Origin of the sequence: Rhizorhabdus dicambivorans, from assembly GCF_002355275.1 — a bacterium.
Lineage (GTDB): Bacteria > Pseudomonadota > Alphaproteobacteria > Sphingomonadales > Sphingomonadaceae > Rhizorhabdus > Rhizorhabdus dicambivorans.
Genome location: NZ_CP023449.1, coordinates 3,494,945 through 3,520,463, shown reverse-complemented (window position 1 = coordinate 3,520,463; position 25,519 = coordinate 3,494,945). Strand labels below are relative to the sequence as shown.

Below are 25,519 nucleotides of genomic sequence, written 5' to 3'. Positions count from 1 at the left end.
AGCAACGGCCCAACGTCAGTCAACCGACGATAGCTTTCGTGCTAGGCTGGAGCGTCTTCTCGCTGCGCGCCAGCGCCGCGTCGCCGCCGCGCACGAGATAAAAAGGAGCGGGTGAGGACGAGCCTCACCCGCCCAGGGCCCGCAGTCTGGGAGGAACGGTTGTCAGCTGCGAGGTCGGTAGTCAGCGAGCGGGGATGCGAGCGTGTGGCAGGCCGACGAGGAGGAGGTGGACCGCCTGGTCCACGAAGGCGGGATCGGACGCGTAGCGGCGCTCGAGCACGTCGAGTGTAGTATCCGGCTTGCCCGAGGATGTCGTCGCAGCGCCCCAGTTCGGATGCGGAGCGAAACGCTGCCGGAAGATGTCGAGACCGGAAAGCTCGGCAATCGACACATAGGGCGCGAAAAGACGGCGCAGCTCATCCGACGAGAAGAGATGCGATGCCATCGATAGGTGGCGACCGTCCGCCATCACGACATCCATGCGGCCTGCAAGATTATCCTGTTGGAAAGCGCGCGCGCGATCGATGGGTTGGACATAGATGGTCGGCGGCCCCTTGATGGTGCGGACAGTGGCGATCACGGCGCGTTTCGTTATCCGGCTGAGTTCGCGCGCGACACCTTCGTGCAAGTCCGCGGGCAGATGATTGAGAACATTGTAGAGGCACAGCGTCACATCGAAGCTGCCGTTCAGCAGGCTCCGCCTCGCGCTTGCGATATCCGCTACGTGGAAGCGAAGCGCGATATGATCGTCGATCAGGTCGATCGCGAGGCGGTGGGCCTGCACGATCATTTCGGGTGAGATGTCGAAGCCCTCGCCCTCGATCATAGTGAAGCCGAGCTGCCGAGCGCGCTGCACGGTCTGGATCAGCCACAGGCCAGGGCCGGATCCCGCATCGAGGATGCGGACGCTGGTTATGCCGGCCGAGCGCATGGCGACGAGTTCGCCGTCGATGCGCGCCCAGATCTGGCGATCGACTTCGCCACTGCCGCGACCGGCGAGGCGCAAGCTGCAGGGCTCACCATCGACCTGGTTCAGGAAGGCGGCACTGTAGGCATCATAGGCAGCGGCAGTGAGCTCGCAGAGAGAAACGGGCTCCGATGGACCCGACAAGGGTGATTCGTGCATTTGAGGCGTCTCGATAAAACGCGTTCGATGACCCCTATATCGGCCGGCCGGCATTTGAACTCTACGGCTCGCAACGCGCTTCCGCGTAGTAAAAAAGATATGCTCGTGCGGTTGCGATCGGTCCAACCGGCAGCGGATCACGCCTTGCCGCAAAAACTTACGTCAAACTTATGCGATCGATGCTGCCCGCGTCTCGAAAATCAATGCAGAAGATGCCTAATGCCTCCACCCTAGGCTGCGCGCTTATGAGTCTACGGCCTAGTGTCAATCTTTCAGGAGGCGGCGATGGAAGATCTGCCGTGGATCATTCTTATATTCACATTGCTCATGGCGACGCTGGCTTACGTCCGGCTCTGCGAAAAAGCGTAAGGAGCGCCGCATGACCATCGATCTCTGGCTCGCCGCGATCACCGCAGGCGGGCTTCTTCTCTATCTCGTAGCCGTGCTCGTCCGGCCCGAACGTTTCTGATCGGAGAGCCCCATGACCATCCAGGGCTGGATCCTCATCGCCATATTCATTGCCATCCTCCTCGCGCTGACCAAGCCGATAGGTATGTGGCTGTTCGCGCTCTACGAAGGCCGGCGCACACCGCTGCACACCGTGCTCGGTCCCATCGAAACGGGCTTCTACAAGCTTGCCGGCATCGACCCGTCGGCCGAGCAGAGCTGGCGGCGCTACGCCGTCCACATGCTCATCTTCAACGCCGTGCTGCTGGTTTTCACCTATGCGATCCTTCGCCTGCAGGGCGTCCTGCCGCTCAACCCGCTGGGCTATTCGGGCGCGAGCGGCCATCTGGCTTTCAACACGGCGACGAGCTTCACCACAAATACAAACTGGCAAAGCTATGGCGGAGAATCGACCCTGTCGAACTTCAGCCAGATGGTCGGCCTCACCATCCACAATTTCCTGTCGGCGGGCACTGGCATCGCGCTGGCGTTCGCCTTCTTCCGCGGCTTCGCGCGGCGGCAGGCGGGGACGATCGGCAATTTCTGGGCCGACATCACCCGCATCACGCTCTACCTGCTCCTGCCGATCTGCTTCGTCTACGCGATCTTCCTGGTCGCGAACGGCGTCCCACAGACGCTTGCGGCCTCGGTCGACGTAACGACACTCGAAGGCGCCAAGCAGACGCTCGCCCTCGGGCCGGTCGCGACCCAGGAAGCGATCAAGATGCTCGGAACCAACGGCGGCGGCTTCTTCAACTCCAATTCCGCGCATCCCTTCGAGAATCCGAACGCGATCACCAACCTGGTGCAGATGCTGTCGATCTTCCTGATCGGCTTCGGCCTGACCTGGACCTTCGGCAAGGCCGTCGGCAACACCCGCCAGGGCTGGGCCATCCTGTCGGCAATGGTGATCCTGTTCCTCGCTGGCGTCACCGTCACCTATTGGCAGGAAGCGGCCGGCAACCCGGTGCTCCACGGCCTTGGAGTCCCCGGCGGCAATATGGAGGGCAAGGAGGTTCGCTTCGGCATCGCCGCCTCGTCGCTCTTCTCGGTCATAACGACGGCGGCGTCCTGTGGGGCAGTCAATGCGATGCATGACAGCTTCACGGCGCTCGGTGGCATGATCCCGCTCTTCAATATCCAGCTCGGCGAGGTCGTCATCGGCGGCGTCGGCGCGGGCATCTACGGCTTCCTGCTGTTCGCTATATTGGCGGTTTTCGTCGCCGGGCTGATGGTGGGCCGGACGCCCGAATATGTCGGCAAGAAGATCGAGAGCCGCGAGGTAAAGCTCGCGGTGCTGGCGATCGCGGTGCTGCCGCTGATCATCCTGGGCTTCACGGCGATCAGCTCGGTGCTGGAGCAGGGATTGGCGGGGCCGCTCAACAAGGGGCCGCACGGCTTCTCTGAGATCCTCTACGCCTTCACCAGCGCGGTGGGGAATAACGGCTCGGCCTTTGCCGGCCTGACGGCGAATACGCCCTATTATAATGCGATGCTCGGCATCGCGATGTGGATCGGGCGCTTCTTTATCATCGTCCCGATGCTGGCGATCGCCGGCTCGCTCGCAGCGAAGAAATATACGCCGGAAACCGCCGGCTCCTTCCCGACCACCGGGCCGCTCTGGATCGGCTTGCTTGTCGGGATCGTGCTGATCGTCGGTGGTCTCACCTTCCTGCCCAGCCTCGCGCTCGGGCCCATCGCCGATCATCTCGCGATGATCCGCGGTCAACTCTTCTGATCGGACTTGCCATGAGCAAAACCGCAACCAAATCCGCATCGATGTTCACGCCCGAGCTGCTCGGGCCGGCGGTGGGCGACGCCTTCCGCAAGCTCAACCCGAAGGAACTGATCCGCAATCCGGTGATGTTCACGACGGCGGTCGTCGCCTTGCTGCTGACCGTGCTGCTGGTGGTCGGCCATGACGGGCTTACCACGGGCTTCAAGCTCCAGCTGGTTATCTGGCTGTGGCTGACGGTCCTGTTCGGCACCTTTGCCGAAGCGCTGGCCGAGGGACGCGGCAAGGCGCAAGCCGCCTCGCTGCGTGCCACCAAGGCGGAACTGACCGCCACCAGGGAAGACGGCAGCAAGGTCGCCGCAAGCCAGCTTCACGCCGGCGATGTGGTGGTGGTCACCACCGGCGAACTGATCCCCGCCGACGGCGAGGTTATCGTCGGCGTCGCCTCGGTCAACGAAGCGGCGATCACCGGCGAGAGCGCACCCGTGATCCGCGAAGCGGGCGGTGACCGCTCGGCGGTGACCGCGGGCACGCGGGTGATCTCCGACGAGATCAAGGTTCGCGTCACCGCCGAGCCGGGCCAGGGCTTCCTCGATCGCATGATCGCGCTCGTCGAAGGCGCCGAGCGGCAGAAGACCCCGAACGAGATCGCGCTGACGATTCTCCTCGTCGGTCTCACGATCATCTTCCTGATCGCGGTCGGCACGATCCCCGGCTTCGCCAGCTATGCGGGCGGCAGCATTCCCGTTGCTATCTTGGCGGCCCTGCTGATCACCCTCATCCCCACGACGATCGCGGCGCTTCTGTCGGCGATCGGTATCGCAGGCATGGACCGACTCGTTCGCTTCAACGTGCTCGCCAAGTCGGGCCGCGCGGTCGAAGCGGCGGGCGACATCGATACGCTGCTGCTCGACAAGACTGGCACGATCACGATCGGCGACCGCCAGGCGACGGAGTTCCGGCCGGTGGGCGGGGTATCAGTCGGCGAGCTGGCCGAAGCGGCCCTGCTCGCGAGCCTTGCAGACGAGACGCCCGAGGGGCGCTCGATCGTCATCCTGGCCCGCGAGAAATTCGGCGTCACCAAGGCCGAGCTTCCGAAGGGCTCGGAAATCATCCCGTTCACCGCGCAGACGCGAATCTCGGGAGTGAGGGCCGAAGGCTCGGTCATCCAGAAGGGCGCGGTCGACTCGATTTTCCGCGCGAACCCTGGCACGGGCGAAGGCCCGGTCGCAACCGAGCTGCGTCGGGTTTCCGACGACATCGCTCGCGCCGGCATGACCCCTCTCGCGGTGTCGCGGGACGGTCGGCTGCTCGGCACGGTCGCGCTGAAGGATATCGTCAAGGCCGGCATTCGCGAACGCTTCGGCGAGCTGCGCAAGATGGGGATCCGCACGGTGATGATCACCGGCGACAATCCCCTTACCGCCGCATCGATCGCGGCCGAAGCAGGGGTCGACGACTTCCTTGCCCAGGCGACGCCCGAAGACAAGCTGGAGCTGATCCGCAAGGAGCAGGCAGGCGGCAAACTCGTCGCGATGTGCGGCGATGGGACGAACGACGCTCCGGCGCTGGCTCAGGCCGATGTCGGCGTCGCGATGAACACCGGCACCCAGGCCGCGCGCGAGGCCGGCAACATGGTCGATCTCGACAGCGATCCGACCAAGCTGATCGAGGTGGTCGGCCTCGGCAAGCAGCTGCTGATGACGCGGGGCGCGCTTACGACCTTTTCGGTCGCCAACGACGTCGCCAAATATTTCGCGATCATCCCGGCGATGTTCATCGTGCTCTATCCCGATCTCGGGGTGCTCAATGTGATGGGGCTGGGGACGCCGCAATCGGCGATCCTCTCGGCGATCATCTTCAACGCGCTGATCATCCCGCTGTTGGTGCCGCTCGCGCTCAAGGGCGTGACCTATCGCCCGATCGGCGCCGGGCCGCTGCTCGCCCGCAATCTCGCCATCTACGGCCTTGGCGGCCTGATCGCGCCGTTCATCGGCATCAAGCTGATCGATCTGGCCGTCAACGGCCTCGGCCTCGCATAGGAGTATCCCGCCATGGGCAATGATTTCACATCCGCGCTGCGGCCGGCGATCGTCATGACGGTCCTGTTCGCGATCCTGCTCTGCGTTGCCTATCCGATGGCGGTGCTCGGCATCGGACAGACGATCTTCCCGAGCCAGGCCAATGGCCGCCTCGTCCGCGATGGCGACAAGATCGTCGGATCGACCGTCATTGGCCAGGCGTTCACGAACGACCGCTATTTCCAGACCCGCCCCTCCGCGGCCGGCAAGGGCTATGACGGTCTCTCTTCGTCCGGGTCCAACTATGGCCCGACCAGCCAGGCGCTCGTCGACCGCGTCAAGGCCGACGTGGAGAAGGCGCGCGGGGCCGGTGTGAACGGCCCCATTCCGGGCGATCTCGTCACGGCCTCGGGGTCGGGGCTCGATCCTGATCTGTCGCCTGCCGCCGCTCTTGCCCAGGTGTCGCGCGTGGCCAGGGCGCGTGGCTTGCCGAAGGCGCAGCTTCGTTCCCTGGTCGAGGCGTCGACGGAGGAACCGCTGCTCGGCTTGCTCGGTGAGCCGCGGGTGAATGTCTTCGCACTCAATCGACAGCTCGATCAAATCGGCGCAAAACCGTCGCGGTGAACGACCGCGACGACCGACCCGATCCTCAGGCCCTCCTGCGCGCCGCCGCGCAGGAGGGTCGCGGCCGTCTGAAGGTGTTCCTCGGCGCGGCCCCCGGCGTCGGCAAGACCTACGAGATGCTGAGCGAGGGGATGCAGAAGCGGAAGGCGGGTGTCGATGTCGTCGTCGGTGTCGTTGAGACCCATGGCCGCGTCGAAACCGAGGCGCTGACCCGGGGGCACGAGATCCTGCCTCGGATCGACATCGCCTATCAGGGCCGCACCCTGGCCGAAATGGACATTGACGGTATCCTCGCCCGTCGGCCCGCGCTCGTCCTCGTCGACGAACTTGCCCACACCAATGCGGCGGGCTCCCGGCATCCGAAGCGCTATCAGGATGTCGAGGAGCTGCTGGCAGCCGGGATCGACGTCTATTCCACGATCAACATCCAGCATATCGAAAGCCTGAACGACGTCGTCGCCTCCTTCACCAAGGTGCGGGTGCGTGAAACGGTGCCCGACCGCATCCTCGAGACCGCCGACATCGAGGTGGTCGATATTCCGCCCGATGAACTGATCGAGCGGTTGAAGGAGGGGAAGGTCTATATCCCCGACGAAGCGAGCCGCGCGCTCAACCATTTTTTCTCCAAGTCGAACCTGTCGGCCCTGCGCGAACTCGCGCTGCGTCGCGCCGCGCAGGCCGTGGATGCGCAGATGCTCGACTATGTCCGCGCCCATGCTCTGGCGGGCAGCTTCGCTGCGGGCGAGCGGGTGATCGTCGCGGTGAGCGAGCAGCCGAGCGCGCAGGAACTGGTGCGGGCTGCCAAGCGACTTGCCGATGCGCTGGGCGCTCCATGGACCGCCTTGCACATCGAAAGTCCGCGCACAGCACAGCTTGGCGATGAGGAACGCAAGCGGCTTAATCAGGCGATGGCGCTTGCAGCACAACTGGGCGGCGCCACCGCTACCATCCCGGCGGTGCGTGTGGTCGATGGTCTGATCTCCTATGCGCGCGAGGCACGTGCGACCCAGATCGTCATCGGCAAATCGGCGCGGCCCTGGTGGTTCGAGATGCGCCACGGGTCGGTGGTCGATCAACTCGTCCGCGGGCTGACCGACGTGGCGGTGCATGTCCTGCCAGGCGACCAGCACGATGCGACGGTCCGCCATCGGCGACGACCGGCCGGACATTGGGGCAAGCCGAGCGACTATATCGTCTCGCTCCTGGTCGTCGCGCTAGTCACCGCGGCGGGATTGGGGTTGGGAACGACGCTCAATATCACGAACATCGCGCTGCTCTATCTTTTGCCGGTGATGGCGGCTGCCAGCCTCTATGGCCTCCGCGCCGGCGTGTTCGCCGGTTTCGCGTCCTCGCTCGCCTATAATTTCTTCTTCTTGCCGCCCACGGGCACGCTGACGATCAGCAATCCTGAAAATGTCGTCACCATCGTCGTCCTCCTTGGCGTCGCGCTGGTGACCAGCCAATTCGCGGCGCGGATAAGGTCCCAGGCCGACCTTGCAACCTCCAGCGCACGGCTCAATGCCGCCCTTGCGGGCTTCTCCCGACAACTGACGACGATCGGCAATGACGAGGAACTCATGCAGGCGATCTGCGCCGAGCTAGCGCGATTGTTCGATGCGCGGGTCTGCGTGCTGACCGCCTCCCCCGATGGTCCCGCCCTGCGAGCCGCCTGGCCGCCCGAGGACAAGCTCGACACGATGGAACATGCCGCCGCGCAATGGGCGATGGACAAGGGGACCGCGACCGGGCGGGGCTCCGATACGTTGACCGGCTCGGATTGGCTTTTTTATCCGCTGAAGACGTCGCGCGGGGTGGTCGGCGTCGTTGGGTTGACGCGCGATGATGGCGCAATGCCGGTCCCGGCCGACAAGACCTCGCTGCTCCTCAGCCTGACCGACCAGTCGGCGCTGGTGATCGAGCGTATGCAGTTCGAGGACGAGATGCGCGATGTCGCCCAACTGAAGGAAACGGACCGGCTGCGAGCCGCGCTTCTGTCCTCGGTAAGTCACGATCTCAAGACGCCGTTGACCGCTATCCTCGCGGCGGCGAACATGCTGCGCGCCGAGCGGCCATCCCCCCTGGTCGATACCGTCGAGGCAGAGGCGCAGCGGCTCAACAGATTTGTCGCTAATCTGCTCGACATGGCCCGGGTCGAGGCGGGGGTGATGCGCCTCAATCTTGAATCGACCGACCTGACCGACGCGATTGCCAGCGCCGTTCACGATACCCGCGCCGCGCTCGTCGGTCACGAGATTGACTTGGCCGTGGCACCGGGCCTGCCGCTGGTCCGTGTCGATCCACAGCTCTTCCATCATGTGTTGATCAACCTGTTCGACAATGCCGGGCGCTATGCCGATCCGGATAGCCCGATCCATGTCGTGGCTGAGCGTACGCCCGGCGAACTCGTCTTGTCTGTGATGGACCAGGGGCCTGGCCTCCCTGTCGGACGGGAAGCTGATGTTTTCCAGACCTTCCAGCGCTTCGAGGGGTCGGATCGATCGAAGGGGGGCAGCGGGCTCGGCCTTGCCATCGTCAAGGCGTTCGCCGAGGCGATGGGCCTGCAGGTCAGGGCGTCCAACCGCACCGAATTGTCCGGCGCCCGGTTTGATATCATCTTTCCCGAACAAGCGCTTGTCCGCGAGATCGATCAGGAGAATGTTACTTGAGCCGCGCGAAAGTCCTCATCGTCGATGATGAGCCCCATATCCGGCGTCTGCTGCGCACGACCTTGGAACGCACCGACTATGAGGTGGTGGAAGCCGGCAGCGCACGCGAGGGGCTCGAGCGGCTCGGCAGCGCGCATCCCGATATCGTGCTGCTTGATCTGGGGCTTCCCGATCGCGATGGCTTGGAGCTGGTGCCGATAATCCGCCAGCGGTCGAAGGCGACCTTGCTGGTCGTGTCGGCGCGCGAAGCCACCGACCAGAAGGTGGCCGCGCTCGATCTCGGCGCGGACGACTATGTTACGAAGCCGTTCGATACGGAGGAATTGCTTGCCCGGATGCGCGCCGCTTTCCGGAATCGCAAGAGCGCCGACGGTGCCCAACTAAGGGTGGTGATCGGCAGTCTGGAGATCGACCTGCTCAACCGGGTAATCCGGCGCGATGGCGAGGAACTGCACCTGACGCCCAAGGAATTCGGCGTCCTGGCCGAGCTTGCCCGTTTTCCCGGACGGGTGATCACCCATGACCAGATCCTCAAGAGCGTCTGGCCCAATGAATATGAGCGGCATGTCGAATATCTGCGCGTTGTGATCCGCAACCTGCGCCAGAAGGTCGAGGCCGACCTGAGCCGGCCTCGCATCATCGTCAACGAGTTGGGCGTCGGCTATCGATTGTTGGGGGCCGACGGCTGAGGTTGCGGGTCGGCAGGCTCGTGATCGGGATCGATCGCACGCCAGAAAGCCTGCATCGAAAGTCGCCCTGGAATCCGTGAGCGTGGGGCCGGGTCAATCGGCGGCGCAGCCAGTTTGGAGGTTGGTTTGACGAGGCGCCTCATGCCGCTTTCTCCAATATGCCGGTTTCGAAGGCCGCAACGTGCCCACGACTGAGGCGGATCGTCGCGCCGGGCAGCGCCGATCCTTCTTGTCGCGCGAAATGCAGTGCCGCTTCACGCGAAACGAAAATTCCGCCGAGCAGGCCGTGGATCTCGCGCACGAGCCAGTGGCCCGCGCGATCCCTCCCGACGACAAGGCATGGGGCGGAACCGACATCATATTGAGTGGGCATTGTTGCTCCAGAGAGTATTGCGGCAGGGTTGCGCCGCCAGCCTCGATTTTAAGGATCGCGGGATAGGGATTCGAGATCGAGGCAGATCGCTTTCCATATCGTTCGCATAAGGGATGATGCGATCATATGCGGACATTATGCGAAAGCTCGGTCCGCGATCTGGCAATGCAACGCTGAACGCGCGCATGGTCCGATCATGCAAAAGGACGACGAAGACGATGCGCTGATCCTGGAGATGGACGAGCCCACAGTGCGACGAAGCGCGTCGCGCATGAGTCGTACGACAGGATCATCGATTTCCTGGGCGCCACGAAGCCGCTCAATCTGATTGCCGGCATATGTGCGATCATCGGCATCGCCGCATATCTCGCCGAAGTCCTGCGCTGAGACTTAGATTTCGACCTGGCTCCCCAATTCGACCACGCGATTGCTCGGAAGCTTGAAGAATTCCATCGCCGTTTCCGAGTTACGCATCATCCACGAGAACAGCTTCTCCCGCCACAGCGCCATCCCCGGATGCTCGGTCGCGATCAGTGTCTGACGGCTTAGGAAATAGCTGACGTCCACCGTCTTGAACGGCGTGCCGCAGATGTCGACTGCCGCCAGATCGGCCGGCACGTCGATCTCCTGCATGAAGCCGTAGTGCAGAGTAATCCTATAGAAGTCGGGCCCGAGTGGCCGAACTTCCGTGCGATCGGTTTCCTCGACGACAGGCACGTCCGCGATGCTGATCGTGAGCAGCACGTTGCGCTCATGGAGGACGCGGTTGTGCTTCACATTGTGGAGCAGCGAGGGTGGCACGCCTTCGGGGGAGGCCGACATATAGACGGCAGTGCCGCTGACGCGCTGAAGATGGGCCGTGGATTTGATGAAGATTCCGACCGGCATCGCTCCCTCCTGCAAGCGCGCACGCACGAGCCGCCGCCCGGTCGCCCAGGTCGTGAGGAAGGTGAAGATCACCGCCGCGACCACGAGCGGGAACCAGCCGCCATCGGGGATCTTGGTGACGTTCGAAGCGAAATAGGCGCCATCGACGAGCAGGAAGAGCGCGGTGACGCCGCCGGCTAGCCAACGGTTCCATCGCCACACGGTAAAGGTCAGCACGCCGACCATGCAGGCGGTGATGAGCATCGTGCCGGTGACCGCGATGCCATAGGCGGCGGCAAGGTTGCTCGAGTTGCGGAAGATGAGAACCAGGATCAGGACAAGGATCAGCAGCAGCCAGTTGACCGATGGCATGTAAATTTGCCCCGCGGCCTTGGCGCTGGTGTGGGCGATGTGGAACCGAGGCAGGAAGCCGAGCTGGACCGCCTGCCGGGTGACCGAATAGGCGCCGGATATCACCGCCTGGCTCGCAATGATCGTCGCCAGTGTCGCGAGGATCACCAGCGGCAGCCGCCATGCTTCGTCCACCAGCATGAAGAACGGATTTTGCGCGGCATCGGGATTGGAGAGCAACAGCGATCCCTGCCCGAGATAGTTCAGCATCAGACAGGGGAAGACGAGATAGAGCCAGGACGCCGAGATCGGCTTGCGCCCGAAATGGCCCATGTCGGCGTACAGCGCCTCGGCACCCGTCACCGACAGAACGACCGAGCCGAGCGCGAGAAACGCCAGTTTTGGGTCGAGGAGGAAGAAGTTGAACGCCCACCAGGGATTGAGCGCGGCGACGATGGCGGGATTCTCGGCAACCTCAAGCAAGCCGAGCACCGCGATGGTCGCGAAATAAAGCAGCATGATCGGGCCGAAGACGATACCGACCTTCGCGGTACCCTTGGATTGGACAACGAACAGGCCGATCAGGATGCCAACAGCGATTGGCAGCACCCATTGGGTGAAGCCGGGGTTGACCACCGACAGCCCTTCAACCGCGGACAGTACCGAAATGGCGGGCGTTATGATCGCGTCGCCGTAAAACAGTGCCGAGGCGATCACGCCCATCATAACCAGCGCCGGTGCCCAGCGGCTCCCTTCGGTCTTGCTGGCAATCAGGGCGAGGAGGGCTAGGCTGCCACCTTCGCCGCGATTGTCGGCACGCAGCACGACAAGCACATATTTGATCGTGACGATGAGCATCATCGTCCAGAAGACGAGACTCAGGACGCCAAGGATATGCGCTTGGTCGACGGCGAGCGGGTGGTGGCCGACGAAGGTTTCCTTGAGCGCATAAAGCGGAGAGGTGCCGATATCGCCAAAGACAACGCCGATGGCGCCGACCGCGAGCGCGGCGAAGCCCTCCCTGGGCGCATGCCCGCCGTGCTCGTGCCCTGATTCAGACCCACTCGCCATTACCGCGCCTCACAACTGCGCGCCGACCCGGGACGCAAACCAAATCACTTGCGCGACAAGAGCGTTTGTTTTCGAGATGGAGGTCCGCCTAACGCATATGTTTCGCGTATGTTTTTAAAGGCGGGAGCGCCAGCGATCGGAAATCTCGACGGGATCGTGAATGCTATATCCGAGTGCAACCAAACCCAGCCCGACACTGGCGCTCAGGAACGCGACGGCGGCGATCCCGTATTGACCGAGCGTCCCTTCGCTGCGCGGAACGACATGAACGAGGCGGTATAGCCAGCTGAATGCGAGAGCGGAAACCAGCAGGAGCATCAGCCCGCCGCAGCGTATGCCGATGTCCTTCAACCAGCGTGGATAGGCTGCGATAGCCCGACGGTGCGCTATTGGAGCGCGGGGCGTTCCGGAATGCGGTGCGGCCGTTGGATTCGACGGGGACTGCCGAGAGATCATGATTCACCTCAGCCACTCCAGCTAACCCTGTCCGCATATGGTTTCGAGTCCAAGGATGATCGCCGCGCATATAAATCCCGTAGTGCAAAGCGATTTTTTCGGGGCTTCGCCTGATCGTCTGAGAGGGGGCTAGAAATCGGCAGCCAGAAAAAGGAGCATCCGCCACTTGTCCGCAAGGCCGTAGCTGTTGCTATCGACAATGTTCCACGAAAACGTGTTCGTCACATTGGCGACCTGGAACCGTAGGGTTGCCAAAGCATCCCCGATCTTGAAGCGATAGCGGACACCCAGATCGACCAGCGTATAGCTCGGCACGAACATCGTGTTCTCACGCGAGGCGGAGCGCCGGCCGAAGTTGGCGATTGCGCCGTCGACTGAAAAGCCGGGCAGAAAGCTGGGGCGCCACTCACCATTGGCGCGCAGCACGCGTACCGGTTGATTGAGCGGGATCTCGCCGACGCGCCCCAATTCGACGCCCTGCCCAGTGACGGCCGGCCGCATCAGCACCGAGCCTGCGATGAGGCTGACGCTGTCCACCGGATCGCCGGCAGCGCCTCGTTACGGTTGGCTGCGTTGATCGGCGCTATCCCGCTTTCCTCCAGCCCTCGGGTATAGCCAGCGTAGACGGCGAGCCGATCGGAGACATAGCCAGCGGCTGCAATATTGAACAACCAAGACCGGTCGCGTCGCTCGGCATCGGGCGCGATGTCGGGCAATCGATGGTCTTGCGATAGTCCGTCCGCTGTACGCCGAGGCTCAATTCCCCGATGTCGCGCCTCAGCAAGGCTGATTTCCGGGTAGTGACCTAGCGCATTGGGATGCACCTCCAGATACAACCCTCTCTCATCTGTGTATTGGAAGATGGCCGCCTTCGGGCGGAGGTTGCGGATCTGTACCTCCTTGAGGGGCACGTGCGAATCTCCTCGGCTTCCGCCGGAGCAGCTCCGAGATCACGTGCAGCAGAGCCGTGGTGCCATCAAAATTCCGGTGGGGCCATTATGGCCCCGCTCGTGGCACCGGATGGTATGAAATCCGATGGAACATCCCGGGATGAGCGATAGCCTTATTATGGCAGATTTTCGCTGTTTTGTCGATTGGGATGAAATGTTCTGAGAAGAACAAATGGTGCTCAGGCAGAGGACTGCCAAGCACCCGCAAGCACCTGATATCATTCGACTTCATTCCGACGAAACCCGTCAAAAAGCACCATATGGTGGTCCTGACTCGCTGGCAAGAGGCGGTCTTCTGCGGACTGTGCTGCGGCCGAAACGGCCCTGATAAGCCTAAGCTCCGCGCGCGCAGGGATCTCGCGAAAGCCACCCGCTAGGCGAAACGAATGGAGAATGGGTATCTGGACGGCTCCGGTGCGCCCGAGCAACTCGCAGGCTGAAGCTGAGCAAGAGGTAGTGTCCGACCCTTTCGGACAGTGATACCGGAGGCAACCGTTTACCTTGGTCGGCTGTCGAGCGCGGCGCGCACCTCGGCAATCTCCAGCGCGGCATCGAGAGTGCGCGAGAGGCGCTCCACCAAAATATCGATTTCCGCGGTGGTGATGATCAGCGGCGGAGCGATGCCGATCATCGCATCACCAAATGCCCGAAAGACGAGCCCATTGGCATAGCCGATCCTGGCCAGCGCTTCAGGCAGGCCCAGCGACGGGTCGGGCCGGGTCTTGGTGCGCTTGTCGGTGACGATCTCGATACCGGCCAGCAGGCCGCGAAGCCGAAGATTGCCGACGAGCGGATGCGAACGCAATGGGGCGAGCGCCCTGGCCAGATATTCGCCGCTGCTTCGTCCGTTCGCGATGATCCCGCCTTCCTCGTAGAGCCGCAGGACTTCGAGCCCCACGGCGGCGCTCACCGGGTGGCCCGAATAAGTCTGGCCATGCCCGATGATCGCTCCGGACGGCGTTCGATCGGCGATAGCGCGATAGATGCGGTCCGAGACCAGCAACGCGCCCATCGGCGCGTAACCCGAGGTGAGCCCCTTTGCCAGCGTCATCAGATCAGGTGCGACATCGTCATGGTTCGAACCGAACAATGGCCCCGTTCGACCGAAGGCGGTGATGACCTCATCCGCAACGAAGAGGATATCGAGGTCGCGGCATGTGGCGGCCATGGCGCGGTACCAGCCATCCGGTGGAATGATGACGCCTCCCGACCCTATAACCGGTTCGGCGAAGAAGGCTGCGACATTATCCGGTCCGAGCGTCTCGACCATGGTTTGCAGATCGCGGACCGATCGCGAGATGAGTGACGCGTCGTCTCCGTCGAAGCGATAGGGATAAGCGGCCGGAATGTGGTGCTGGGTCGGCTCAGGAGCATCGAAGTTCGCGTGGAACGCCGGGAGGCCGGTGATTCCCGCTCCGATGCTGCTCGATCCGTGATAACCGCGATCGACCGCGATCATGTGCTTTTTGGAAGGTCTGCCCGTGATGTTGAAATAATATCGGATGAGCCGGATCGCGCTGTCGATCGCATCCGAACCGCCCTGGCTGAAGAAAACGTGCTTCAGGTCGCCGGGTGCGCGGTCCGCCAGCTTAGCGGCCAACTCGATGGCAGGCTCGTTGGAGAAATGAAAATAGCCAGTGGCGTAGGGCAGCCGGGCCATCTGTTCAGCGGCCGCGGCCACGACGCTTTGCTGCCCGTAACCGATATTGACGCACCAGAGCCCGGAGAATCCGTCGAGCACCCGGTGCCCATCCGCGTCGGTCAGGAAAATTCCCGCACCGGATTTCAATATGGTGGCGCCACGCTCTTCGTGCATCGACCACGGCACCGCGGAATGGATGAGGTGCTGCCGATCCCTGGCGATCAACAGTTCATGCGCGATTTTGGTCAAAAGCTGCCGTGCCCCCGGTTTCTCCAAGTCGCTGCGACCCGGTGCTCACTCTGTTCCCCAAGGCCAGCGTTCGAAGAAGTCGCCTAGATTGACAGCATGGTGCTGTGGGGGCACCGTCCTATCATGGATTGGCTATCACCTTTTCCTTCCCTGAGCTTCCGAGGCTAAGCCGGCTGATGGCGGAATCCGGCTCAATCGCGACACCGCCGTTCGCTTCATTGCGTGCCTTCGAAGCGGTGTTCAGGCTGGGCGGGATTCGCAAGGCGGCCGTGCATCTGGGGGTCAATCACGCGGTTGTCAGTCGCCACATCAAGCTGATCGAGGAATGGTTCGGCCTGCCACTTGTCGAGCGTAGCGGCCATCGCCTCTGCTTGACCGAGCCGGGTGCGCGCTACCATGCCAGAATTTCGGCGGCTTTCGCCGAAATCACTATCGCGACGGAGGAACTGGCGGGCCTTCGCAATGATGCCCCGCTCCGCCTCTGGTGCATACCGGGGCTGGCGATCCAGTGGCTGTCGGGTCAACTCGCGATATTCGAGCGAACCCATCCCGGTTCGCGGATCGAGCTCAAACCGAGCGACGTTTCGCCCAATCTGATGGTCCATGAGGCCGATGCGGACATTCGCTATTATCGGGATGGCGATCGAGCGCGCGGCGAGGTTAGAGGCCTGCGCGGTTTTGATCTGGCACGTCCCGAGGTAATGGCCGTGGCCAGTCCGCAGCTTGTCTCTTCCTTGTCGGCCGCCATAACACCCGATGTTCTTTCCCTCCCCCTCCTGCATGAAGAGAACGACCTTGAATGGCGGGCGTGGATCAGGCTCAATGGAGTAGAGCCTCCCGAACGTTTGCCCGGCCCGCTTTGCTATCATGCCCACCTCGCGTTGGCTGCCGCGCGGCAGGGCAGGGGTATAGCCCTGGCAAGTCGCTTTCTCGTCGGCGAGGACCTCGCCCAGGGGAATCTGGTGGAAGTCCCGCTGCCTGGGATGCGGCCGCAGATATTGGGTGGATATGTGCTGGTTGCCAGGGAAGACCGCTGGTCCGCACCGGTTCTGGCCGCACTGCGGACTTTCCTTCGGCGACAGGTCGCCGAACTGCTCTGACTATCTCCAATCCGCACAAATGGTGATCTCAAAGCACCATCTCTCATCTCTTCGCACCTTCCCGTGAAGTTGGGGCGTCATAATGTCGCAACATCAGAAGTGGGGTGCCCACTGGCTGCGACAAAAACAGGGGTCAAGATGAGAACGCGAACGAGGCTTCGGGGTAAACTGTTGGTGACGGTGGCCGTTCTGGTCACCGCTCACCCGGTGCTGGCATCGGACGAAGAAATGGCCGAAGGCGGCGAGATCATCGTGACCGCGCAGAAGCGCGAGGAGCGATTGATCGACGTCCCGCAGTCGATAACCGCGATTTCCGCGGATGGCCTGGCGAGCCAAGGCGTCACCCAGTTTCGCGATTTCGCCAATGCGGTGCCCGGGCTCAACTTCTCCACGGCCGGTGCCGGCTATTCGCAGATATCGATCCGGGGCGTGACTTCGGGCGTCGATGTCGGCCAGACCGTCGGAATATATGTCGACGATGTTCCCTATGGCTCGAGTTCGGTGTTCGGGGGCGCATCCCAGCATACGCTGGACGTCGGGCTGTTCGATGTCGATCGGATCGAGGTGCTGCGCGGTCCTCAGGGCACGCTTTACGGTGCCGCCGCGCTGGGTGGCGTCCTCAAATATGTGAGCAAGCGGCCCGATACCGATAGCCTGTCCGCGGATATCCGGGTCGGTCTGTCGAACACGCGACATGGCGGCACGAACTATGATGGCAGCGCCGCTCTGAACCTGCCGATCGCAGCCGACAAGGCGGCGGTCAGGGCCAGCGCCTTCTATTCGCGTGACGGCGGCTATATCGACAATGTCGCCTTCGGCAAAAGCGACGTAAACTCGGCGGATATCTACGGGGGCCGCCTCGATCTGCTTCTGTCACCCACCGAACGGTTCAGTTTCCGACTGACGGGCTTCGCCCAGAATATCCGGCGCGATGGTGAGGGCACGGTCGACTATCAGTTTTCGGGCGCCCCCCTGTTCGGGCCGCTCGATCAGTTCCGCATCTTCAACGAGCCCTATCGGCAGAACTTCCGACTCCTCAGTGGGACGGCGACCTATGATCTGGGCGGGGCCGAGCTGACATCGATATCGAGCTACCAGAAGACCAGCCTCGGCTATGTGCAGGATATTTCGCCGCTCTACGTGCCGCTCTTCGCGTCCTTCGGGCTGGTCTATGGCGGCTTTGCTGCCGACACCGCCGCGTCGGTCAAGAAATTCACGCAGGAAGTGAGGCTGTCTTCGCAGGGCGAACAGAAACTCGAATGGCAGGTCGGTGGCTTCTACACGCATGAGAAGTCGTTCTTCACGCAACCGCTGCTGTTGCTCGATACGGCGGGCAACCCGACGCCGAATGTCGTGCTGACCTCGACCAACAATTCGGTGTTCGAAGAGGTTGCCGCGTTCGGCAACGCCACCTGGCATCTGACCGATAAATTCGACCTGTCGGGCGGGCTGCGATATGCGCGCAACAACCAGCGATACAAGCAGGACGGATCCGGCTTTTTGGGCTTGTCCGCTCCGACGACGAAATCCAGCGAGAGCGTCGTCACCTGGATGGCCAATGTCCGCTACCGCTTCACCGACAGGGCGATGGCCTATGCGCGGGTTGCCACCGGCTATCGCCCCGGCGGCCCCAATGTCGTGGCGGTGAACCCCGGAACCGGCCAGCCGTTCGCGCCGCTGAGCTTCGAGTCCGATAGCCTCACCAGCTATGAAATCGGGTTCAAGGGCGAAACCGCGGGTCGGACCTTCGGCATCGAGCTGTCGGCCTATTATATCGACTGGGCTGACATGCATGTCTCGGTCACCAATGGCGGCTTCTCGGCGATCGGAAACGCGGCCGGGGGATCGAAGATCAAGGGCGGCGAACTCAACCTGAGGGCACGTCCGACCCGGGGGCTGGAGATCACCGGCGCCTTCGCCTTGCAGGATGGCGAACTCAAGCGCAACGAACCCAGCCTGGGTGGCGTCAAGGGGGAGGCATTGCCCAACGTGCCCCGGTTTACCGCGTCGTTGCTGGCCGACTATACGTTGGTGGATAGTCCGTTGCGGCCTACCATCGGGGGGACATTGCGTTTCGTCGACGAGCGCACGGCGAGCTTCGACGCCGCACCGACCTATCTTCAATATCGGCTGCCGGACTATGTCTCGATCGATCTGCGGGCAGGCGTCTCCTTCTCGGCGGTGGACGTCCAGCTCTATGTCCGCAACCTGCTCGACACGCGTGGGCAGTTGTCTGCCTTCAACTGGCGCGGCACCGCGATGCCGTCGATCTCTCAGCCGCAGACCATGGGCGTGAGCCTTCGCACGAAATTGTGATCCGGCCTTACACGAGCGGCCCATTCTGGCATTCTTGCCCATCATGACCGGCATGGCTCTCATCACGAAATCCCCGGCCCGAACAATCGTGCGGGTCCGGGGAACGGGCGATGCGATCGGTGCGGGGCCGATCACATCGCCCGTCTCGCACCGTTCCGCCGACTGCCGCATTTCCCAGGCCCGTAGATGACCCAGCTATCCTATCGCCATTATCTGCTGGGTCTCCTGCTGGTGATCCTCGCGTTCAACTATGTCGATCGCCTTGCGCTCGGCTTGCTGCTGCAGGATATCAAGACCGATCTCGCCTTGAGCGATACCCAGCTCGGATTGCTCAGCGGCATCGCCTTCGCGGCCTTTTATGCAGTGATGGGCATTCCCATCGCCCGCTGGGCGGATCGTGGCGACCGGGTCGTCATCATCACGATCACGGCGGCCCTGTGGAGCGTCATGGTGGCGCTGTGCGGAACGGCCACCAGTTTCGTTCAGCTCGTCCTGATCCGTGTGGGCGTCGCGATCGGTGAGGCGGGCTGCATTCCGCCGGCCCATTCGCTCATCGCCGATCATTTCGATCGGGCTTCGCGGCCGCGCGCGGTGGCGATCTACATGCTGGGGGCGCCGCTGGCCCTGGTGATCGGCAATCTGGGCGCCGGCTGGCTGAACGAGCTTTACGGGTGGCGCACGACGTTCATACTGCTTGGCGTACCCGGGCTCGCACTTGCCATCCTCGCCTTCCTGACCTTGCGCGAGCCGCGGCGCGGAGCCGTCGCGCGAGCGATGTCCAAGACCGGTGCAGGAACGGAGCCGTCGATGGTGGCGGTGTTACGGGTTCTGTGGTCGAGCCATGCCTTCCGCCATCTGCTCGTCTGTTTCTCGGTCATTTCGTTTTTCGGTTACGGTCTGCTGCAGTGGCAGCCCGCCTTTTTCATGCGCAGCTTCGGTTTTCAGAGCGGCGAACTGGGCGGCTGGTTTGCGCTCGTCTGGGGTGGGGGCGGGCTGGTCGGCACATTGGCGGGGGGGAATGGGCGTCGCGCCGGGCGGCGGGCAGGGAGGACTTCCAGCTTCGCGTCGTCGCGTCGATGTACGCGGCGTTCGGCCTGTTCTCGATCGCCCTCTATCTTTCGACCGACCGCTATGTCGCGCTGACCCTGATGGCACTCGCGACGCTCGGATCCTACACGATCGCAGGCCCGATGTTCGCCACGATCCAGACGCTCGTCCGGCCCGAGATGCGCGCGATCTCGATCGCGATCCTGTATCTGTTCGGCAATCTCATCGGCATGGGGCTCGGGCCGCTGGCCGCCGGCGCGATCAGCGATGGGTTGCGGCCGGCGCTGGGGGAGGAGTCGCTGCGCTATGCCCTGATGTTCCTGTCTCCCGGCTATTTCTGGGGTGCCTGGCACGCCTGGCGGGCGAGCCGGTCGGTTCGCGCCGAGGTCGAGGCGATCGAAGCCGCCATTCCCGGTGGACAACCCGCATGACCACAGCATCCACCATCGATATCGCAGCGCTGCGCCAATTGCTCGACGACATTTCGCGGACCGAAAATGCCGTCACCCGCGAATCTCCGCTGCCCGAAACAGTCAGGGTGACGATGCGCGATGGCATCCACCTCGCGACCGACATCTACCGGCCTGTGCAGGCCGTGGCGCCCGTCGTCGTCCACCGCACACCCTATGACCGGACCAGCGAGCGCGTACGGCGGACCTGCGGCGAACTGGCCGCGCGCGGCTATGTCGCGATCGCGCAGGATTGCCGTGGCACCGGCGACAGCGAGCCCGATCATTGGGACTATTATGTCAGGGAACCGGAAGACGGGTTCGACACGATATCCTGGATCCTGGCACAGCCTTGGTGCGATGGTTTCGTCGGCGCCTGCGGCTCGTCCTACTCGGCGCAGGTCCAATGGTGCATGGCGACGCACCCCGGCATGGGCGCGATCATTCCCGAGGTCAGCGGGCTCGGCTTTGCCTGTCCGACCACGCGGTTGCACATGTTTCTCGATGCCTATGCTCGATCAGTGGGCAAGGGGGCGGAGAAGCTGGACATCGGCTATGACGAACTCGAACGGCAGATGCGCGACGAGACACTGGCGACAGGGCTGTTCTGCGAACCGTTCGACCCGCCGCTCCCTGCTGCGCTATTGTCCCGCTATCCCGAGCTTCGATCGCTGGACAACGCCGCCGCGCGCCGGGAGCTATGGTCGATCTATGCGGACGCATCCTGTGCCGACCGGGCCGCGCTGATCAAGGTCGCGACCGGAAGCGAGGCGATCACGATCGTCGAGATGGAGGCGTTGCCCGCGATCTTCGGCCAGAATGTGGCACATGATGCGCACAGCTTGCCGGCGGCCGGCGAGAAGGCGCTAATGGAGGCGATCCACGCCCCCGCGCTGATGGTGACCGGATGGTATGACTGGGGGCTCGTCGATGCGCTCGCCACCTTCGGCGCGGTCCAGCGGTATCAGCATCTCGCACCCATGCGTGACAGCCGTCTGATCATAACACCGAGCGCACACAATATGCCCGGCTATCATGAAGGCGCTGATCAGCAACCGGCCCTGCGGCGCACGTTTCGGACATCCGAGATCGTGCCGCTGATCGATGCCTGGTGCCGCGCCGCATCGGCCGACGCGCTGTCGCAGTGGCCACGGGTGATCTATTATCTGATGGGGGCCGATGAATGGCGGCACGCCGAGGCCTGGCCCCCCGGACGCGGCCATGCCGAACCGCTCTACCTGCGTGAGGAGGGCGTGCTCGGGCTCGATCCTCCGGGCGAGACGCTGGCAGCCGACGATTATGTCTATCAACCGGAGGCGCCGACGCCGACCTTGGGCGGAAGTATCGTCTCCTATGTTAGTCCGCCCGGGAGTATCGACATCGCCGAACTCCATGATCGCGGCGACGTGCTGGTTTATACAAGCGCCGTGCTGTCGCGAGATCTTGACGTTGTCGGTCCGCTCCGCGCGGTGATCCATGCAAGTTCGAGCGCGATCGACACCGATTTCGCCGTGCGCCTGAGCGACGTGCACCCCGATGGCCGCGTGATCCAGATCCAGAATGGCGTGTTGCGCGCCCGCTATCGCGACGGGCCGGACCGGCCGGAACCGCTGAAGCCCGGCCGCGCCTATCGCTTCGAGATCGACATGTGGGCGACGGCGATGCGCTTCGCCGCGGGCCATCGGTTGCGTGTCGACATTGCTTCGGCCGATTTCCCGCGTTTCGACCGTCATGCCAACCGGGCCGATCCGGGCCCGCCGCTGGATGCGGAGCAGCGGGTGTTCCGCGATATCGCGCGCCCCTCGCATATCATGCTGTCGGTAACGGCGGGCAGCTTGCGCGACGCCCTTGGACAAGGCGGCGGTGATGGCGCGTCCGGTTCGACAGCCAATGGAGTGAAGTGACCGATGTTCGATACCCTTCTCGGCATTGACGAACTCGACGCGAACACGCGCCGGCTGGAGCGCGAGGCCGGCGGCCAGGTTCGCATCACCCGGCTTGGCGAGAGCTGGAATGGTCGCCCGATCGAGATGATCAGCATCGGCGAGGGCGATCGCAACGTGCTGGTGGTGGGGGTGCCGCACCCCAACGAGCCGGCCGGCGCGGTCACCGTCGAGCGGATGATCGCCCGTCTGCTGGGTCCCCATGGCGAAAGGGAACGGCGCGGTTTCGCGTGGCACTTCATCAAGGCGATCGATGTCGAAGGTCTGCGGCTCAACGACGCCTGGCTCAGGCAGCCCCGAACGCTTCGGAACTACAACGCCAACGTCTTTCGCCCCGCGCTCGACCGGCAACCCGATGCGACCTTTCCGATCGATTGCCCCGGCCATGTTTTCGAAGCATCGACGCCCGAGAACGTCGCATGGCAAAAGGCTTTCGCGCTTACCCGTCCCATCCTCCACGCCTCGCTTCATCATTGCGATTTCGGCGGAGCCTGGCACGCGCTCAGCCGCGCGGAGCCCAGGCTGACGCCGGTTCTCGACCGGATTATCGCGGATCATGGTCTCACCAGCTTCAGCGATTTCGACATTGCGGGCTGGCCGATCGACTGGGTGAGCCCCAGCGTGATGCTGTATCCTTCGGCACGACAGATCATCGCCGCCGGCATGGAAAAGGGTCAGGCCGCGGCCGAGGTCTGGCCTTATGGTGAGATGAGTTCGGGCTATGGCGAGGATCGTTTCGGAACCCTGACTATCGTCACCGAGGTGCCGCTGTGGGACGATGCACGCCTTCGCGACGAGAGCCCCTCGGGCTATACCGCCCGTGAGCAGGCGGCCGAGGCTCGACGGCAGTTCATCGCGCTCGGGGCCTTCTTCGATCGCCACCTCGATGCGCTCGGGCGACTGGTCGCTTCGCCCGATGAGAAGGAACTTCTGGCGGCAGTCGGCGACATGGTGCTGTGGGGCGGGCATTATCCGTCCTATTTCCAAGAGCGTGAGGCCGCGGCCGATGCGGATCGGTCGTTGTCGATGCGCGACTATTTCCCCAACGGCATCTTCCACCGGCTCGTGCCGGCGCGAGGCTATTCGATGGTGGCGCGGCTTGCCGATATGATCGTCGAGGCGGGCCGCGATCGGGAAGGGTTGGCGCTTGCGGCAAAGACCGATGGCGCAACGCGTGCCGAGGCCATTTTCGAGGAGCTCGAAAGGCTCGGCGATATGCAGCCGGTGCCGGTCGAGACGATGACCGCGATCCAGATGGAGGCAATCTTCGCCGCAGCCGACATGCTGAACGAAGGCTGAGATGAGCTGTGGATGATCGTCGACCCGGTGCAGCTGACGGGCTCTTTCGCGGTGACCGCCTGGAGCGTGCCTATGCGGCGACCATGGATCTCTATCGCGACCTTCGTGGGCCTGGAGCGGCGCGGATCAGCGATGCCCGGGAGTTCAGCGTCCATCCCGGGGGGCGCAGGGCGTTGTTTGCCGGGGTCATGGCTCTGTACGATGGGCATCTCGTCGCGCGGATATATGAAATCGACCTGCAATCGGGCGTCAGCAAGCCGGTCGGCGACCGTCCCGCCGCGGAGCGCCTTCCGCGCTATTCGCCGGACGGGAAGCGCTTTGCCTATCTCGCCGATGCGGCGGGCTCCGGGAACTATCAACTCGTCGTCGGCGATGCGGCCTCGGGTGTCGTGGCCGCGACGCCGGTCGTGCCCGGCTGGGTCGAGGATTTCCGCTGGTCGCCCGATGGGACGCGGATCGCGATGGTCGTGGCGGGGCATGGCGCGGACCGGGCCGGTGCCGACGGCGCCATAGCGACCCTTCGCGCTGAGGCGCCGCCTGCCAGCTGGGCGCCCCGCATCGAGACCGAAATCGAGCCTTGGCGCTGGCGCCGCGCCTGGATTCATGAATGCGATGGGAGGCGATCCAATCCTGTTGGCCCGGATGACCTCAATATCTGGGAGTTGGACTGGCTCGGCGGGGAGGCGTTGGCCGTCGTCGCTTCGCCGGGGGCGGGGGAGGGGCTGTGGTATTCCGCCGGTCTGACCCTCGTCCCGCTCGATGGCGCCCCGACCCGGGAACTCCATCGGCCTGTGCGCCAGATCGGCTGCCTTGCCGGCTCACTCGAAGGGCGCTCGCTCGCCTTTGTCGAGGCGCTGTGCAGCGACCGCAAGATCATCGCGGGTGATCTCCATATTCGCGACGACCTGACGGGCGCGATACGCTCCGTCGGCACCCATGGGGTCGACGTCGGGCAGATCGCCTGGCGGCCGGACGGAGCGATGATCGTCGCCGGGCAGCGCGGCGCCGAGACTGTCGTCGCCAGGCTCGATCCAGATAGTGGTGTCTGGGATGAGCGATGGTCGAGCGACCGGCTCTCGACCGGCGGCTATTATCCGGCCATCGCGCCCTTTGGCGAAAGCGGCGACTGCGTGCTGGTGGGTGAAGGCTTCTTCACCCCGCCCGAGATCGCGATCATCGAGGATGGCCGCTATCGCGTCATCGTCTCGCTCGACCTCGGTGGCAGCGCTGTTCCGCCATTGCCGGAGGCGATACTGGTCGAATGGACCGCGAGCGATGGCCTTGCGATCGACGGCTGGCTGATCCGCCCGCCGGGCGACGGGCCGCATCCGCTGATCATGGTCGTCCATGGTGGCCCGATCTGGCAATCGCGGCCACGTTGGCTGGGAAGGAGTCCGTATCTTCTGGCGCTGTCTCGCGCGGGCTATGCGCTCTTCTTTCCAAATCCGCGTGGGAGCAACGGTAAGGGGCAGGGATTCGCCGAACGGGTGCTGGGTGATCTCTGTGGGGCTGACGCCGAGGATTGCCGGTCGGGGCTCGACCTGCTGATCGAGAGCGGCATCGCCGATCCCGATCGTCTCGGGGTTACCGGGACCAGCTATGGCGGAATGCAGAGCTATCATCTGGTGACGGTCGACGATCGTTTTTCAGCGGCTGTAGCAGTCTCACCAATCGCCAACCTCCACACCCAGCAGGCGCTCTCCAATATTCCCGAGTTCGTCGAACTATTCCTTGCCAACGCCTTGGCCGATCCCCGGCTCTGCACCAACCGAAGCCCGGTGACGCGTGCCGCCGCCGTGCGGACGCCCATGCTGAGCATCTGTGGCGCGCTCGACCGGTGCACGCCACCCGAAGAGGCCCGCCAATTCCACGATGCGCTGGTGCGCTGCGGCAGGCCGTCGACCCTCGTCATCTATCCCGAGGAAGGCCATGGCGTGCACGGCTTTCCGGCAATAATCGACTTCACCGCCCGTCTCTCGTGCTGGTTCGACGATCACATGCCGGTATCGCGCCCCGATCAGCGGGGGCACGGGGCAATGCTATGACCGTCCAGACGCGTGCGTCCCGCCTGATCCGGTCATCCCTGATCTGGGACAAT

Annotated in this window: 19 protein-coding genes; 13 read left to right on the top strand and 6 right to left on the bottom strand. The window is 63.6% G+C overall.

Annotated features, from left to right (window positions below; all coding sequences use genetic code 11):
• Positions 1 to 181 precede the first annotated feature (181 nt).
• Positions 182 to 1,126 (bottom strand): class I SAM-dependent methyltransferase, encoded by a 945-nt coding sequence (locus CMV14_RS16505; protein WP_066965129.1) that lies wholly within the window; start codon positions 1,124 to 1,126, stop codon positions 182 to 184.
• A gap of 379 nt (positions 1,127 to 1,505) precedes the next feature.
• On the opposite strand from CMV14_RS16505, the gene CMV14_RS16500 reads away from it, so the two are divergent.
• Genes CMV14_RS16500 through CMV14_RS16475 form a run of 6 tightly spaced genes read left to right on the top strand, consistent with a single transcriptional unit; the run spans position 1,506 to position 9,308 of the window.
• On the top strand, positions 1,506 to 1,595 hold the full coding sequence (locus tag CMV14_RS16500) for a potassium-transporting ATPase subunit F (protein WP_056377342.1): 90 nt from the start codon (positions 1,506 to 1,508) through the stop codon (positions 1,593 to 1,595).
• A gap of 12 nt (positions 1,596 to 1,607) precedes the next feature.
• Positions 1,608 to 3,311 carry a potassium-transporting ATPase subunit KdpA gene (gene kdpA, locus CMV14_RS16495; protein WP_066965132.1) on the top strand — a complete coding sequence of 568 codons (1,704 nt, stop codon included), beginning with the start codon at positions 1,608 to 1,610 and terminating at the stop codon, positions 3,309 to 3,311.
• Between the two features lie 11 nt (positions 3,312 to 3,322).
• Positions 3,323 to 5,350: a potassium-transporting ATPase subunit KdpB gene (gene kdpB / locus CMV14_RS16490; protein ID WP_066965136.1), complete on the top strand. Its 2,028-nt coding sequence runs from the start codon at positions 3,323 to 3,325 to the stop codon at positions 5,348 to 5,350.
• A 12-nt stretch (positions 5,351 to 5,362) separates the two neighbouring features.
• The gene (kdpC, locus tag CMV14_RS16485; RefSeq protein ID WP_066965139.1) at positions 5,363 to 5,953 is read left to right on the top strand and encodes a potassium-transporting ATPase subunit KdpC; all 591 of its coding nucleotides are present in this window, start codon (positions 5,363 to 5,365) and stop codon (positions 5,951 to 5,953) included.
• On the top strand, positions 5,950 to 8,619 hold the full coding sequence (locus CMV14_RS16480) for a DUF4118 domain-containing protein (protein ID WP_066965141.1): 2,670 nt from the start codon (positions 5,950 to 5,952) through the stop codon (positions 8,617 to 8,619). The genes kdpC and CMV14_RS16480 overlap by 4 nt, the downstream gene beginning before the upstream one ends.
• Positions 8,616 to 9,308, top strand: a complete 693-nt coding sequence (locus CMV14_RS16475) for a response regulator (protein ID WP_066965143.1) — start codon at positions 8,616 to 8,618, stop codon at positions 9,306 to 9,308. Before CMV14_RS16480 ends, CMV14_RS16475 begins: the two co-directional genes overlap by 4 nt.
• Positions 9,309 to 9,447: 139 nt before the next feature.
• Here CMV14_RS16475 and CMV14_RS16470 read toward each other — a convergent pair whose 3' ends face one another.
• From CMV14_RS16470 to CMV14_RS16450, 5 genes are all read right to left on the bottom strand, one after another.
• Positions 9,448 to 9,681 (bottom strand): hypothetical protein, encoded by a 234-nt coding sequence (locus CMV14_RS16470; RefSeq protein WP_066965146.1) that lies wholly within the window; start codon positions 9,679 to 9,681, stop codon positions 9,448 to 9,450.
• A 390-nt stretch (positions 9,682 to 10,071) separates the two neighbouring features.
• A complete protein-coding gene (locus CMV14_RS16465; RefSeq protein ID WP_066965149.1) occupies positions 10,072 to 11,970 on the bottom strand; it encodes a potassium transporter Kup in 1,899 nt (632 codons plus the stop codon).
• A gap of 114 nt (positions 11,971 to 12,084) precedes the next feature.
• Positions 12,085 to 12,288, bottom strand: coding sequence for a hypothetical protein (locus tag CMV14_RS16460; protein WP_139114727.1), 204 nt, complete (start codon positions 12,286 to 12,288; stop codon positions 12,085 to 12,087).
• 267 nt (positions 12,289 to 12,555) lie between these two features.
• Positions 12,556 to 12,963 carry a TonB-dependent receptor gene (locus CMV14_RS16455; protein WP_066965156.1) on the bottom strand — a complete coding sequence of 136 codons (408 nt, stop codon included), beginning with the start codon at positions 12,961 to 12,963 and terminating at the stop codon, positions 12,556 to 12,558.
• A 909-nt stretch (positions 12,964 to 13,872) separates the two neighbouring features.
• Positions 13,873 to 15,192 (bottom strand): aminotransferase class III-fold pyridoxal phosphate-dependent enzyme, encoded by a 1,320-nt coding sequence (locus CMV14_RS16450; protein WP_202820863.1) that lies wholly within the window; start codon positions 15,190 to 15,192, stop codon positions 13,873 to 13,875.
• 251 nt (positions 15,193 to 15,443) lie between these two features.
• Here CMV14_RS16450 and CMV14_RS16445 point away from each other — a divergent pair, with 251 nt between their 5' ends.
• The 7 genes from CMV14_RS16445 to CMV14_RS16420 all read left to right on the top strand — a co-directional run bounded on the left by CMV14_RS16445 (position 15,444) and on the right by CMV14_RS16420 (position 25,466).
• Positions 15,444 to 16,367 carry a LysR substrate-binding domain-containing protein gene (locus CMV14_RS16445; RefSeq protein WP_066965159.1) on the top strand — a complete coding sequence of 308 codons (924 nt, stop codon included), beginning with the start codon at positions 15,444 to 15,446 and terminating at the stop codon, positions 16,365 to 16,367.
• A gap of 174 nt (positions 16,368 to 16,541) precedes the next feature.
• Entirely contained in the window at positions 16,542 to 18,683 is a 2,142-nt protein-coding gene (locus tag CMV14_RS16440) for a TonB-dependent receptor (RefSeq protein ID WP_176489081.1), read from the top strand.
• Positions 18,684 to 18,869: 186 nt separating this feature from the next.
• Positions 18,870 to 19,826, top strand: a complete 957-nt coding sequence (locus CMV14_RS16435; RefSeq protein ID WP_096367774.1) for an MFS transporter — start codon at positions 18,870 to 18,872, stop codon at positions 19,824 to 19,826.
• Positions 19,760 to 20,161, top strand: coding sequence for an MFS transporter (locus tag CMV14_RS26845; RefSeq protein WP_192876293.1), 402 nt, complete (start codon positions 19,760 to 19,762; stop codon positions 20,159 to 20,161). Before CMV14_RS16435 ends, CMV14_RS26845 begins: the two co-directional genes overlap by 67 nt.
• Complete coding sequence (locus tag CMV14_RS16430; protein WP_066965169.1) at positions 20,158 to 22,083, top strand: CocE/NonD family hydrolase; 1,926 nt, start codon at positions 20,158 to 20,160, stop codon at positions 22,081 to 22,083. Before CMV14_RS26845 ends, CMV14_RS16430 begins: the two co-directional genes overlap by 4 nt.
• 3 nt (positions 22,084 to 22,086) lie before the next feature.
• Complete coding sequence (locus CMV14_RS16425) at positions 22,087 to 23,421, top strand: M14 family zinc carboxypeptidase (RefSeq protein WP_066965172.1); 1,335 nt, start codon at positions 22,087 to 22,089, stop codon at positions 23,419 to 23,421.
• An 8-nt stretch (positions 23,422 to 23,429) separates the two neighbouring features.
• Entirely contained in the window at positions 23,430 to 25,466 is a 2,037-nt protein-coding gene (locus CMV14_RS16420) for a S9 family peptidase (RefSeq protein ID WP_139114729.1), read from the top strand.
• Positions 25,467 to 25,519: the final 53 nt, after the last annotated feature.

What these genes read in the sequence shown, in the direction of transcription:
- CMV14_RS16505 (WP_066965129.1), bottom strand. Translation starts at nt 1,126, where the DNA reads ATGCACGAATCACCCTTGTCGGGTCCATCGGAGCCCGTTTCTCTCTGC.
- CMV14_RS16500 (WP_056377342.1), top strand. Translation starts at nt 1,506, where the DNA reads ATGACCATCGATCTCTGGCTCGCCGCGATCACCGCAGGCGGGCTTCTT.
- kdpA (WP_066965132.1), top strand. Translation starts at nt 1,608, where the DNA reads ATGACCATCCAGGGCTGGATCCTCATCGCCATATTCATTGCCATCCTC.
- kdpB (WP_066965136.1), top strand. Translation starts at nt 3,323, where the DNA reads ATGAGCAAAACCGCAACCAAATCCGCATCGATGTTCACGCCCGAGCTG.
- kdpC (WP_066965139.1), top strand. Translation starts at nt 5,363, where the DNA reads ATGGGCAATGATTTCACATCCGCGCTGCGGCCGGCGATCGTCATGACG.
- CMV14_RS16470 (WP_066965146.1), bottom strand. Translation starts at nt 9,681, where the DNA reads ATGCCCACTCAATATGATGTCGGTTCCGCCCCATGCCTTGTCGTCGGG.
- CMV14_RS16465 (WP_066965149.1), bottom strand. Translation starts at nt 11,970, where the DNA reads ATGGCGAGTGGGTCTGAATCAGGGCACGAGCACGGCGGGCATGCGCCC.
- CMV14_RS16460 (WP_139114727.1), bottom strand. Translation starts at nt 12,288, where the DNA reads ATGCTCCTGCTGGTTTCCGCTCTCGCATTCAGCTGGCTATACCGCCTC.
- CMV14_RS16450 (WP_202820863.1), bottom strand. Translation starts at nt 15,192, where the DNA reads ATGCACGAAGAGCGTGGCGCCACCATATTGAAATCCGGTGCGGGAATT.
- CMV14_RS16445 (WP_066965159.1), top strand. Translation starts at nt 15,444, where the DNA reads ATGGCGGAATCCGGCTCAATCGCGACACCGCCGTTCGCTTCATTGCGT.
- CMV14_RS16435 (WP_096367774.1), top strand. Translation starts at nt 18,870, where the DNA reads ATGACCCAGCTATCCTATCGCCATTATCTGCTGGGTCTCCTGCTGGTG.
- CMV14_RS26845 (WP_192876293.1), top strand. Translation starts at nt 19,760, where the DNA reads ATGTACGCGGCGTTCGGCCTGTTCTCGATCGCCCTCTATCTTTCGACC.
- CMV14_RS16430 (WP_066965169.1), top strand. Translation starts at nt 20,158, where the DNA reads ATGACCACAGCATCCACCATCGATATCGCAGCGCTGCGCCAATTGCTC.
- CMV14_RS16425 (WP_066965172.1), top strand. Translation starts at nt 22,087, where the DNA reads ATGTTCGATACCCTTCTCGGCATTGACGAACTCGACGCGAACACGCGC.